This is a genomic window from Clostridium sp., from assembly GCF_017888565.1.
Lineage (GTDB): Bacteria > Bacillota > Clostridia > Clostridiales > Clostridiaceae > Clostridium.
The window spans coordinates 103,310-115,955 of the sequence record NZ_JAGHFX010000018.1; the positions used below are offsets into that span (position 1 = coordinate 103,310).

Consider the following 12,646-nt stretch of genomic DNA (forward strand, 5'->3'; position numbering starts at 1 on the left):
TAAGAGGAGGTGTTTTTAATGTACGCAGTATTATCTACAGGAGGAAAACAATACAGAGTTCAAGAAGGAGACGTAATATTCGTTGAAAAACTTAACGCTGAAGTTGACTCAACAGTTGAATTAACAGAAGTATTAGCAGTTTCAAATGGTGATGCTTTAAAGGTTGGTACACCAGTTGTAGAAGGTGCTAAGGTTGTTGCTAAAGTTGTTGCTCAAGGCAAAGCTAAGAAGGTTACAGTATTCAAGTATAAGCCAAAGAAGGACTACAGAAAGAAAACTGGACACAGACAACCATACACTAAGTTAGTAATCGAAAAAATCGAAGCTTAATTATTATGATTAAAGTAAAGATTTTTAAAAAAGATGATTTATGCCTTGGATTTAAGATAAAAGGTCATGCTTTATCAAGAGCTGAAATAGAGAAGGTCGGAGATGCTTATGATATGATTTGCAATTCGGTTTCAGTATTATCTCAAAGTGCCTTAATAGGTATTGAAGAAGTACTAAAGCTCAAAGTTAAGTATGATATAGATGATGGTTTTTTACATATAAACTTATCTAATCTTAATAACGAGGATATAGAGAAGTGCCAAGTATTACTTTTAACTTTTGAAAAGAGTATAGAAAGCTTGATACAATCTCTTAAATTAAGTTTTGGAAATGAAAAAGACAGTGAATATATAAGAATGTTGAAAGAGGAGGTGCAATAGTATGTTAATAATGAACCTTCAATTATTTGCCCACAAAAAAGGGGTAGGTAGCTCAAAGAACGGTAGAGATTCTGAATCAAAAAGATTAGGAGTTAAAGCTGCTGACGGGGAGTTCGTTTTAGCTGGTAACATTTTAGTTAGACAAAGAGGAACAAAGATTCACCCAGGAACTAATGTTGGTAAAGGTGGAGATGACACTCTTTTTGCTAAAGAAGACGGAATCGTTAGATTTGAAAGAATGGGTAGAGACAAAAAGAAAGTTAGCATTTACCCAGTGAATGTTGAAGAAATAGCAGAATAATATTATTTTTTCTAAAAAGCACCCTGTTTTAGGGTGCTTTATTTTGTAAGAAATATAAATGGGCAATTGACAATGAATAAAACTTGCCCATTGTACACTGTCAATTGTCCATTAATTTAATGGATTAGAAATTAATTTTCGTGTGATATAATAAACATTAAAAAATAGTGAGATAATATAAAGTAAGTACGTGTTTATATTATTATAAATAATTTCAAGAAAGATGGGTGATTTTATGTTTATAGATAAGGCCAAGATATTCGTTAAATCCGGAGATGGTGGAAATGGATGTGTGTCTTTTAGAAGAGAAAAATATGTTCCGCTTGGAGGTCCAGATGGAGGAGATGGCGGAAAAGGTGGAAGTGTAATATTTGAAGTAGATCCAGGTTTAACTACACTTTTAGATTTTAAATATAGAAAGAAATTTGTAGCTGACGCTGGTGGTAAAGGTGAAGGTTCAAAATGTTATGGTAGAGATGGAGATGACCTTCATGTTAAAGTACCTATGGGAACAATAATTAGGGATTTTGAAACTAATAAAATTATAGCAGATCTTTCACATAAAGATGATACTTTTGTAATTGCAAAAGGAGGAAAAGGTGGAAAAGGAAATTGTAAATTCTGTACACCAACAAGGCAAGCTCCACACTTTGCAGAACCAGGTATGCCAGGTGAAGATAGATGGATTACATTAGAACTTAAATTACTTGCTGATGTTGGCTTAGTAGGATTTCCTAATGTAGGAAAATCAACTTTCCTTTCAACAGTAACAGCAGCAAAGCCAAAGATAGCAAACTATCATTTTACAACATTAAAGCCAAACCTTGGAGTTGTAAAGGCTGAAGGTATGAATGCTTTTGTAATGGCTGATATACCAGGAATAATTGAAGGTGCTGCTGAAGGGGTTGGCTTAGGTTTAGATTTCTTAAGACATATTGAAAGAACTAGACTATTAATACATGTAGTAGATATATCAGGAATAGAAGGTAGAGATGCTTTCGAAGACTTTGTTAAGATAAATGAAGAACTTAAGAAATATTCAGTTAAACTATGGGATAGACCTCAAATAGTTGTAGCAAACAAAACAGATATGCTTTATGATGAAGAAATTTTTGAAGACTTTAAGAAAAAAGTAAATGAATTAGGCTTTGATAAGGTATATAAGATGTCTGCAGCAACAAAATCAGGTGTTGAAGATATAATTAAAGAAGCTGGTAGAATGCTTTCAGAAATTCCAATTAAGGACTTAGAAATAAGTGATGAAGAAAGATTCGTACAAGAAGAAAAGAGATTTACATATGATGTATCTATCGAAGATGGAGAAGATAACAACAGAGTATATGTAGTTTATGGATCATTTGTAGATAGATTATTAAATTCAGTAAATATTCATGACGCTGATTCATTAAGATATTTCCATAAGGTATTAAGAAACAAAGGTGTGTTTGATAAATTAAGAGAAATGGGAATAGAAGATGGAGATATGGTAAGACTTAACGATTTTGAGTTTGAGTATATTTTATAGGAGGATAAAGAATGATAACAGGAAAGCAAAGAGCATATTTAAGAGGGCTTGCAAATAACTTAGATCCAATATTCCAAGTTGGGAAAAATAGAGTAGAAGAAGCTTTTTTAACACAATTAACTGAAGCTTTAGAAGCAAGAGAGCTTATTAAAATAAAGGTACTTGAAAATAGTGGTTTAGGAGCTAGAGAAGTATCAAATTATATTTGTGAAAAAATTGGTTGTGAAGGAATTCAAGCTATAGGAAGTAAAATAGTTTTATATAAAAAATCCTCAAAAAAACCTAAGATAGAAATACCTAATAAATAGAGAATTTTTATGAAAAAGATTGGCATAATAGGAGGAACATTTAATCCTATTCATTTAGCACATCTATATATTGCATATGAAGCTAAATGTCAATTGAATTTAGATAAAGTGATTTTTATGCCAGCAGGGAGCCCGCCTCATAAAAGAAATGAGGATATATTAGAGGCTCCTTTAAGGTATGAAATGGTTAAAGAAGCCATAAAAAGTTATGAGGATTTTGAAATAAGTAATTATGAAATAGAAAAAGAAGGTTTTAGTTATACATATGAAACCTTAGAAAACTTTAAATCTAGGGATAATATATTGTACTTTATTACTGGAGCTGATTGTCTTATAAATATAGAAAAATGGAAAAATCCAGATAGAATATTTAAGACTTCTAATTTAGTAGTATTTAATAGACCAGGATATGATGAAGAGTCATTAAAATTACAAAAGAATGAAATTGAGAAAAAATATAACACAAGTATCAACTTTTTAGATATAATGGACTTAGAAATTTCATCATCAATGATAAGAAAGAGAATCAAGGAAGGAAAGAGAATCAACTTTTTCATTCCCAAAGAGGCTCTAGATTTTATTAGAAAAAATAATATATATAATTATTGCGAAAATATTAAAGATTGATGAAAGTATAATGATATTTAAGGAGAAGATATATGCTTAGTAAAGAAGAAATGAAGAGCTATCTTAAAGAGCATTTAACAGAAAGTAGATATAACCATACTTTAGGTGTGGTTGAAACTGCAATGAGATTAGCTGAAATAAATAAGGTAGATAAAGATAAAGCTGAAATAGCAGCATTAGCTCATGATATAGCTAAAAATATGACAATCTATGAGTTAAGGGATATCATAAATAGAAATAGTATTAATTTATCATATGATGAAGAGAAAACTCCTGAATTATGGCATAGTATTGTTTCACCGATACTAGGGAGAGAGATTTTTAAAATAGAAGATGAAGAAATATTAAGCGCTATGAGATGGCATACTACAGGAAAAGAAGATATGAGTAAATTAGATAAGATAATTTATATGGCTGATATGATAGAGCCAGGTAGAAATTTTCATGGAGTAGATTTAATTAGAAAAGAAAGCTTTGCGGATTTGGATAAAGGCCTTCTTCAAGGATTAACTCATACTATTAAATATTTATTAAATAAAGGGTTTCCTATTGATATAAATAGTATAAAAGCTAGAAATTATTTATTGCTTAATAAATAAAAACTAAATTTATTTAACTATGAAAAAAATCAGAGAGGATTTTAAGGATGGGGAGTAGGAGAGAGAATCTGGAAAACAGAGAAAGAAGAAGACCTTCTAAAGATGAACAAATTAAAAGAAAAAGAATTGAAGCTAGAAGGAAAAAACTAAAAAGAAAGAGAATAGTAACATCTATAGTAACTAGTTTATTAGTAATAATACTTGGAAGTGCATTGTATATATATAGCTTCTTATCAGGTTTAAAAACAAATAATTTAGGTACTGGAGTTGCACCCATATCATCAAAAGACCCTATTAATATTTTGATTTTGGGTATGGATGTAGGAGATACAGACAATCAATCTAATAAAGCAATTAGAAGAAGTGATACTATAATGGTTTTAAATTATAATCCTAATACTAAAAAGACGCATGTAATTTCTATACCAAGAGATACTATGATTGAAGTAGATGCTTATTTAGATACTGGAGAATATCAAAGATATTGGAAAATAAATGCTGCATATGCTTTAGGTGGAGAAGAAGAAGTAAAGACACATGTGGAAGATTTATTAGGTATAAGTTTAAATTATATAGTAGAGGTAGATTATAATGCCTTTAGAAGTATAGTGGACGCTTTAGGTGGGGTAGAAATGCTTATAGAACAAGATATGTTCTATGATGATGAAGCTCAAGGCCTTCATATAAACTTTAAGGCTGGAGAAACTGTTCAGTTAGATGGTAAAAAAGCAGAAGAGTTCTTTAGGTGGAGAAAAAATAATGATGGAAGTGGATTAGCAAATGGTGATTTAGATAGAATTAAAAATCAACAGCAATTCATGAGTAAATTAGTAGATAAAGCTTTAAGTCCAACTATAATTTTTAAAGCACCAAAAATATTGAAGGCTATAAGTGAAAATGTTGAAACTAATATTCCAGCTAAGAATTTAATTTCTCTTGGTATGAAGATTATGAGATTGAAATCAGAAGATATAATTATGACTACCCTTCAAGCTGAGCCAGCGGATATTTATGGGGAATCCTTTTTAATTGCTGATAAAGAGCTAAACAGAGATTTAATAAATGCATTAAATACAGAAAACTCTTCATTAGCACCAGTTATAACTTCAATAAACAAAGAAGAGCTCAAGGTACTAGTATTAAACGGAACTAAGATTGATGGATTAGCATCAAGTGCAAGAGATAGTTTACTTTCACTTGGATATACAAATATAGAAGTTGGAAATACTGATAATGTAGAGAAAAGTGTAATTCAATCAGATAATAAGGAATTAAAAGATTTGCTTAAAAATGATACAGGGATACAAAAGTTTGAAAAGATAGGTAAATCAGAATATAAACAATATGATGTTGTAATATTATTAGGTAAAGATTATAACTTATTTGGAAACTAAAAGGGGATGTCGCAGAAAGCAGTTTAATGTAAATTGTAGATTTGTGCGACAGCTCCTTTTTACTAGGAGGAAAAATGAGTACTATAAAGAAAGTTGTTTCAAAAGAATACGAAGGAAGAAAAATTAGAGAATTTTTAAAAGAGGAACTAGGATTATCTTCTAGGTTAATTAGAAGTGCTTCAGTAGACAAAAGAATTTTTGTAAATAATAAAGCTGTAAAAATGAATTATATGCTAAAAAGCAATGAAGAAGTTTTGATTGATTTAGTAAAAGAAGAAACTCAAAATATAGATCCTGAAGATATACCAATAGATATTGTGTATGAAGATGAAGATATAATAGTTGTCAATAAAGGACCTAATATGGTAGTTCACCCAACTAAAAGGTATCAAAGTGGTACATTAGCTAATGCTTTGATGTACTATTTTAAGGAAAGTAACCAAAAGTGTATTGTTAGGCTAGTAAGTAGGTTAGATATGGATACATCAGGACTTATTATTATAGCTAAAAATCAGTATGCACATATGGAATTATCTAAAGAAATGACTTTAAATAATGTTGAAAAAAGATATCTTACAGTTGTACATGGACATATGGAAAATGATGAAGGAACTATAGATTTACCAATATATAGACCAGAAGAGGAAGGGACTATAAGAAGAGTTGTAGATGAAAGAGGACAAAGAAGTATAACTCATTATAAGGTTATAGAGAGATTTAAGGATTCAGATTTAGTTGAATGCTTATTAGAAACAGGAAGAACACATCAAATAAGGGTTCATTTAAGCTCATTAGGACATCCTATTTGGGGGGATACCTTATATGGTTATGAAGAAGATGGGGAAATTATAAGTAGGCAAGCACTTCATGCCTATGGATTAGATTTTAAATCTCCAAGAACTAAAAAGGAATTAAGTCTTAGAGCAAGAATACCAGATGATATACAAAAACTTATAGAGAATTTAAAGTAGTATATAGTTATATAAATGTAGTTGCCTTTTTTAAAATTAAAGCAACTACATTTTAATTTTTTAAGTGATATTTAACTATAAAGATGTAGTTACTTTTTTTTTATAAAAGTAACTACAATTTATTTTAATATGAAAAGAAAAGTATGTTGTAAAATGATTTATAAAATCATTTTACAACATACTTTTTATTATTATAAATTTGGGGGTTATTTAAACCTAGGTCTTCTTCTTCTAAGGTTTCTTCTTCTTATGGATAAAATTAAGTATCTGATAAGAATTACAAAGATAATTGTTACTACTACAGCAATAACAATAAATTTAGGTGTAGATACTAGAGCAGAAAACTTTTCTTTTATTTTAATTTGGTTATTATATTCTCTGTTAGCTCCACTAACTAAATCTAAGGATGATATAGTTTCTCCATTGACATTTATCTTAGCTTTGAAAAGAGCATCACCTTTATTTATATTTTGTTTTCTTATATCTTTTTTTGAATAATTTACAGTATATGATGGTATTTCTTCTGATTTGTTCTTAGTATAATATAAGTCATCTTTAGCAAGTAAAGGGATAGAAATTTCATCATTAATTTTATATGTATCAAGAACGTCATTTTTATTTATAAGTTTTATAGTTTCAAAATTATCAAAACCATAATTAAATAATGGGCCTATATTTGTATAGAAGTTGTCCTTATCAGTAGCATTTAGGAAGGTTGCTACTAAAAATTGCCCATCTTTCATAGCGGTAGCAGTATATGTATGATTTGCTTCCGGAGTATATCCATTTTTACCAATATAGGCATATTGATAATAATAAGGAGTATATTCATTAAAAAGCTGGTTTCTATTTGTAGCCCATTTTTCACTTCCATCAGAAAATGGATGATTTACATATTTGTAAGATTCGGTTTGTGCAATTCTTACAAGATCTTCATTTTGATAAGCAGCTCTCATTATAAGTGCTAAATCATAAGCTGTAGTAACGTGTCCATCTTCATGTAAACCACTTGGATTTTTAAAATTTGTATCTAAGGCACCAAGTTCCTTAGCTTTAGCATTCATAAGTTTTGCAAATTCTTCATTAGATCCAGAGATATACTCAGCCAATGCTTCAGCACAGTCGTTTCCAGATTCTAATAAAAGACCAAGCATAAGTTCTTCAACAGTATAAACTTCTCCTTTAGCTATACCAATTGCAGATCCATCTACTAAAGTTGGTTTTTCACCAATAGTAACTTTATCACTTAACTTTGCATTTTCTAAAACAATTAATGCAGTCATTACCTTAGTTGTTGAGGCAGGCTCATATTGAGTATGCTCATTTTTAGAATAAATAATCTTACCTGTTCTTCCATCCATTAGTACTGCACCTTCAGAATATACTGGAGGTAATTCAGTAGCTTTTACATTAACAGCAAAAATACTGTATATAAAAATAGTAAATAGGAAGATTCTTTTTATAAACTCTTTCATATTAATTCTCCCACAATAAACTTATTACATATAGACAAAAATATTTTAACAGAAATAAATGAATCATTCTATATTTTATAAATATTTAAACAAAATTCGTTAAATTTTTAATAAAAAGTTAATAATTAAGATAAAGATTTATCAATTAGAGGTGATTTATGGATAAAGGAATAGAAAAATTTGTGACTAAACGAAATATAGTATTAAGTATATTAGTTTTCTTATGTGTGATAACATCATTTATCTTATACGGAAGGAATAAATCAAAGGTATTTAAAGACGAGTATATGAAAAATATATTTGTAGAGGAATAAGCTCCTGATGATGATAGTGTTGAAGTTAATTCGGAGTCTATAAAAGAGGGAAATGGAGAAGGTCAACTAACTAAAAGCACTAAAATGATAATTGTTGAGATAAAAGGAGAAGTTGTTAATCCAGATGTTTATGAAATAAGTGAAGGAAGTATAATTAGGGATTTAATAACTAAAGCAGGAGGATTAACTAATGAAGCTAACATAGATAAAATAAATAGAGCTGATAAATTAAGAGATAATCAACTTATAGTTATACCAAATAAAAATGACTTATCAAATGGAAATACTAATATAAATATTAGTGCAGAAGGCAGTGGTTCAGGAGATGGAGCCATTAATATTAATACTGCAAGTCTAGAAGAGCTTCAAAAAATAAATGGAGTAGGAGAAGTTAAAGCGAAAAGTATAATTGAGTATAGAGAGAAAAATGGAGGGTTTAAATCAATAGATGAAATGAAAAATATAGAAGGAATAGGTGATAAAACTTTTGAAAAGATGAAAGATAAAATAACAATATGATTTAAAAAAAATTCAAATCTATAATGTTATAGATTTATTATTTATGATAAAATTAAATATATAATTATCTAATTTAAGGGGGGAGAATGGGATATGGATATAGTTTTAAATACACTTATGAATTTAGGATTAAGCTTATTATTTGGAGCGGTTGGAATATTAGTATTAGTGATTGGGTATAAAATATTTGATGCTATAATACCAGCTGATTTTAATAAAGAGTTAGAAAAGGGGAACATAGCAGTGGCTATATTTTTAGCTGGAGCTTTAATTGGAATAGCAATAATAGTGTCACAAGTTGTAAAATAAGTTAGTGTAATATGGGTGAGGAGTATTATTCTTTGCCCATTTGTTATTATGACAGTTATGTGACAGAGGCTTTTAAATTGGAGTCTTTAATGTTATAATAAATTGAATTTAGGAAACTATAAATACAGAAGATTAGAAAAATCCTAGGGGGGATTATTATGATAAGAAAATTTTTAATGATGTTAATTAGCGGAATAATGGTTACATCACTAGTAGCTTGTAGTGGAAATTCAAATGATAAGGTAGCAAAAACAGCTCAAGAACCACCTAAAGTTGAAGAAAGGAAATTTATAGGCGAAGGTGTGTGGGCAGAAGACTATACAAAAGATCAAGTAACTGTTTTAAATGATGAAATAAGATCAAGAATAGAAGAAGTAGCTACTTTTTATGATTTAGAGTATTCTAAAGAAGAAAAAGTTACAGAAGAAAATGGGGAAACTATAAACGATAACCATATATATATAGATAATTTAAATCCTGAACCAAACAGAATGGAAAGTATGTATTATGGATTTAAGATGTATGGAGCAGATATGTCTAGTGGAAGCTTAAATTTAAAAATAGGATTTAAGTTAGATATAGACTTAATAAAAACTGAAGAAAAGTTTAATATTGAAGAAACATCTATAGCAAAGTTCTCAGAAGCTATGACAAATAATCCTGAAAGAGATTATTCAGATTTAGATAGCCAAATAAAAGATATAGTTATAAATCAAAATAGCAATGGAACTATAGAAACAAATTTAAATGGATTAGTAGAAACAATAACAATAAAAGATGATTTCTTGCTATACAAAGTAGATTCTAAAAACTATGATTTTAAAAAATAGTACATACTTTAATTTTTAATTTAGGAGGATATAAAATTGGTAGATAGAGAAGATATAGGAATGGATAATGGAGAAGAAGTGGTTAATAATGAAATAATAAATAATGAAGAGTTAAATAAAAATCTTGAAGATAATAATACTAACGAAAATTATGATAATAAAGATAGTAAAGTTATAGAGGAGTATAATGATATTAATGAAGAAGTAAAGGAAGATGGAAAGTCAGTTAAGTTTATAAAAAGACTTTTAGCGGCAACTATAGATCAAATAGTAGCTATAGCATTAGCTTTACTTTTATTATTAGTTTTTGATCTTATATTAAGATTTGTAGGTCTTTATATTGCAGAAAGGCAGCCAATGTTCTTGATAATATATGTAATAACTAATATACTTTATAGTACAATTTGTGAATCAACAAAACTTGGAAGAACTATAGGAAAAAAGACAATGTTAAAATAAACATTAATTAGGAGATAGCATGAGAAAAGGAAGTACAGTACAAGTCAAAATAGATAAAACAGAATTCCCATCCGTTGGAGTTGGCACTTTAGAAGGAAAAAAGATATATGTAAAAGGTGCTTTCCCAGGACAAGTGGTAAGTGGTAGGGTAAAAAAGAAAAGAGAAGGCTTTGCGGAATTAAAGCTTTTATCTGTAGATGAAAGAGCTGATTATGAAATAGATGCGCCTTGTGAATGCTTTGGAGTTTGCGGTGGTTGCACATCACAAAACTTAACTTATGATAAACAATTAGATTTATTGAGTGAAGAAGTTAAGGCATTATTCAAAGATGCTGATATACCTATGGGAGAGTATTTAGGTGTTGTAGGTAGCAAGGAACAATGGGAGTACAGAAATAAAATGGAATTTACCTTTGGAGATTTCGAAAAAGGTGGAGAATTAACTTTAGGCATGCATATGAAGGGAAAATCCTTTGGGATTATAACTGTTGATAAATGCTTAATAATTGATGAAGATTTTAGAACTGTAATAAGAGAAACAGTAAATTATTTTAAGGATAAAAACTTACCTTATTATAGAGTTATGAAAAGAGAAGGTTACTTAAGACACTTAGTTATAAGAAAAGCAATAAACACTGGTGAATTAATGGTTAATATAGTTACTACAACACAAATAGATTTTGACTTATCAGAGTATGTAGACTTACTAAAATCACAAAATTATAAAGGGAAATTAGTATCTATATTACATACTGAAAATAATTCCTTCTCAGATGCTGTAGTACCTGAAAAAGTAAATTTATTATTTGGAAAAGACTATATAACAGAAAATTTATTAGGTTTACAATTTAAAATATCACCATTTTCATTCTTCCAAACTAATACTAAAGGAGCTGAAAGTCTTTATAGTATAGTTAGAGATTTTATGGGAGAGTCAAATGATAAGGTTGTATTTGACCTTTACTGTGGTACAGGAACTATAGGGCAAATTGCAGCTTCAAATGCTAAAAAAGTAGTTGGTATAGAACTTATAGAAGAAGCTGTAGAAGCAGCAAAAGAAAATGCAAAGCTAAATAATTTAAACAACTGTGAGTTTTTAGCTGGTGATGTTGCAGAAATAATAAAAAATGTTAAAGATAAACCAGATATTATAATATTAGATCCACCAAGAAGTGGAGTGCATCCAAAAGCGTTAGAATACGTAATTAAATTCAATGCTAAGGAAATAATTTATGTATCATGCAATCCTAAAACTTTAGTAGAAAATTTAAAGGACTTAATAGGAGCTGGATACAAAGTTGTTCAAAGTACTGTTAAGGATATGTTCCCAAACACTCCTCATGCTGAGGTTGTTGTTAAGTTAGTGAAGTAATTGTAAATTCTTATAGAACTTTAACTTTTCCAAATACACTTTAGCTTTAATGAAGTTAAAATTAAAGAAATATGAGAAAAATAAAGTAAAATAATAAAAAAATAAAGTTAAAAAATAATAAAAAAGAGCTAAACTAGAAAATTGTTTAGCTCTTTTTTATTAAATTTGAAAATGATAATGAATAATTGACAACATCTGATTAATAGCTTAAATTAAAAATTATTATATAAAAAACTACTAATGATAAAGATTTTAAAAAAGCAGAAAAGTTTATTAGTAGATCTATTATCTTTTTATAACCAGGTAGTTTTTTATAAATTTATCCATTAAAACATATATTGTTAAATCACTTTTTTTAACTGTAGCATTCTTTGCTCTAACATGTTCACTGCTTTCATTAGAAACAGGTATTGTTGTGAATGCTACTATATTATTTTGTAGAAGTTCTAATATTTTTGGATGACCTCTAATAGAAAAAACATTATTATAATAAAACTTTTGGTTGATGAATTTCTTAGGAAAAATGATTGAACATTGTGGCGAAGAAAATATTAAGACCTATAAAATTGATAAATTACTTATAGATTTACTATTTATTAATGATAATTTTGGATATAATCTTTTGCTGAGCTTTGGTAATAAGTGTGAATGTTTGGAACATATTAATATAAGAGAAGAACTTATTAAAAAATAAAAATATGTTATATATAATTAGTTAAAGCGCCACTTAGGTGCTTTTTATTTTTATTTAAGTTATTAGAAAAGCACTATATATATATTTATATATGCGATTATTATTATTTTATTTATTAGATATAGTACGTATTTTTCTGGTGAAAAAATATATTTATAAGATATTGTTGTTTTAAAATTGTGAAAAATTTAGGGAAAACAGTTGACTTATACGAATAATATGTGTAACATATATAATAT

The 12,646-nt window shown here is 28.4% G+C and carries 16 protein-coding genes; 15 read left to right on the forward strand and 1 reads right to left on the reverse strand.

Annotated features, from left to right (window positions below; genetic code table 11):
* Positions 1–18 precede the first annotated feature (18 nt).
* From rplU to J7M87_RS03700, 9 genes are all read left to right on the forward strand, one after another.
* The gene (gene rplU / locus J7M87_RS03660) at positions 19–330 is read left to right on the forward strand and encodes a 50S ribosomal protein L21 (protein WP_008676723.1); all 312 of its coding nucleotides are present in this window, start codon (positions 19–21) and stop codon (positions 328–330) included.
* Between the two features lie 5 nt (positions 331–335).
* Positions 336–710, forward strand: coding sequence for a ribosomal-processing cysteine protease Prp (locus tag J7M87_RS03665; RefSeq protein WP_291648764.1), 375 nt, complete (start codon positions 336–338; stop codon positions 708–710).
* A gap of 1 nt (position 711) precedes the next feature.
* Positions 712–1,011, forward strand: a complete 300-nt coding sequence (gene rpmA / locus J7M87_RS03670) for a 50S ribosomal protein L27 (protein ID WP_008676729.1) — start codon at positions 712–714, stop codon at positions 1,009–1,011.
* Positions 1,012–1,246: 235 nt separating this feature from the next.
* Positions 1,247–2,536 carry a GTPase ObgE gene (gene obgE / locus J7M87_RS03675; protein WP_291648766.1) on the forward strand — a complete coding sequence of 430 codons (1,290 nt, stop codon included), beginning with the start codon at positions 1,247–1,249 and terminating at the stop codon, positions 2,534–2,536.
* Between the two features lie 11 nt (positions 2,537–2,547).
* Positions 2,548–2,844: a YhbY family RNA-binding protein gene (locus tag J7M87_RS03680; protein ID WP_291648767.1), complete on the forward strand. Its 297-nt coding sequence runs from the start codon at positions 2,548–2,550 to the stop codon at positions 2,842–2,844.
* A 9-nt stretch (positions 2,845–2,853) separates the two neighbouring features.
* Positions 2,854–3,471: a nicotinate-nucleotide adenylyltransferase gene (nadD, locus tag J7M87_RS03685; RefSeq protein ID WP_291648769.1), complete on the forward strand. Its 618-nt coding sequence runs from the start codon at positions 2,854–2,856 to the stop codon at positions 3,469–3,471.
* A 32-nt stretch (positions 3,472–3,503) separates the two neighbouring features.
* Positions 3,504–4,070: a bis(5'-nucleosyl)-tetraphosphatase (symmetrical) YqeK gene (gene yqeK, locus J7M87_RS03690; protein ID WP_291648771.1), complete on the forward strand. Its 567-nt coding sequence runs from the start codon at positions 3,504–3,506 to the stop codon at positions 4,068–4,070.
* 47 nt (positions 4,071–4,117) lie between these two features.
* The gene (locus J7M87_RS03695) at positions 4,118–5,464 is read left to right on the forward strand and encodes an LCP family protein (protein ID WP_291648773.1); all 1,347 of its coding nucleotides are present in this window, start codon (positions 4,118–4,120) and stop codon (positions 5,462–5,464) included.
* A gap of 74 nt (positions 5,465–5,538) precedes the next feature.
* On the forward strand, positions 5,539–6,435 hold the full coding sequence (locus J7M87_RS03700; RefSeq protein ID WP_291648775.1) for an RluA family pseudouridine synthase: 897 nt from the start codon (positions 5,539–5,541) through the stop codon (positions 6,433–6,435).
* A gap of 206 nt (positions 6,436–6,641) precedes the next feature.
* On the opposite strand, the gene J7M87_RS03705 is transcribed toward J7M87_RS03700, so the two are convergent.
* On the reverse strand, positions 6,642–7,910 hold the full coding sequence (locus tag J7M87_RS03705) for a D-alanyl-D-alanine carboxypeptidase family protein (RefSeq protein ID WP_291648777.1): 1,269 nt from the start codon (positions 7,908–7,910) through the stop codon (positions 6,642–6,644).
* 158 nt (positions 7,911–8,068) lie between these two features.
* On the opposite strand from J7M87_RS03705, the gene J7M87_RS03710 reads away from it, so the two are divergent.
* From J7M87_RS03710 to rlmD, 6 genes are all read left to right on the forward strand, one after another.
* Positions 8,069–8,224 (forward strand): hypothetical protein, encoded by a 156-nt coding sequence (locus J7M87_RS03710; protein WP_291648779.1) that lies wholly within the window; start codon positions 8,069–8,071, stop codon positions 8,222–8,224.
* An 84-nt stretch (positions 8,225–8,308) separates the two neighbouring features.
* Entirely contained in the window at positions 8,309–8,743 is a 435-nt protein-coding gene (locus J7M87_RS03715; RefSeq protein WP_291648781.1) for a helix-hairpin-helix domain-containing protein, read from the forward strand.
* A 93-nt stretch (positions 8,744–8,836) separates the two neighbouring features.
* Positions 8,837–9,052, forward strand: a complete 216-nt coding sequence (locus tag J7M87_RS03720; RefSeq protein WP_291648783.1) for a DUF350 domain-containing protein — start codon at positions 8,837–8,839, stop codon at positions 9,050–9,052.
* Between the two features lie 158 nt (positions 9,053–9,210).
* A complete protein-coding gene (locus J7M87_RS03725) occupies positions 9,211–9,882 on the forward strand; it encodes a hypothetical protein (protein WP_291648785.1) in 672 nt (223 codons plus the stop codon).
* A 36-nt stretch (positions 9,883–9,918) separates the two neighbouring features.
* Positions 9,919–10,341 carry an RDD family protein gene (locus J7M87_RS03730; protein WP_291648787.1) on the forward strand — a complete coding sequence of 141 codons (423 nt, stop codon included), beginning with the start codon at positions 9,919–9,921 and terminating at the stop codon, positions 10,339–10,341.
* A 19-nt stretch (positions 10,342–10,360) separates the two neighbouring features.
* Positions 10,361–11,713 (forward strand): 23S rRNA (uracil(1939)-C(5))-methyltransferase RlmD, encoded by a 1,353-nt coding sequence (gene rlmD / locus J7M87_RS03735; protein ID WP_291648789.1) that lies wholly within the window; start codon positions 10,361–10,363, stop codon positions 11,711–11,713.
* The last annotated feature ends 933 nt before the right edge of the window (positions 11,714–12,646 follow it).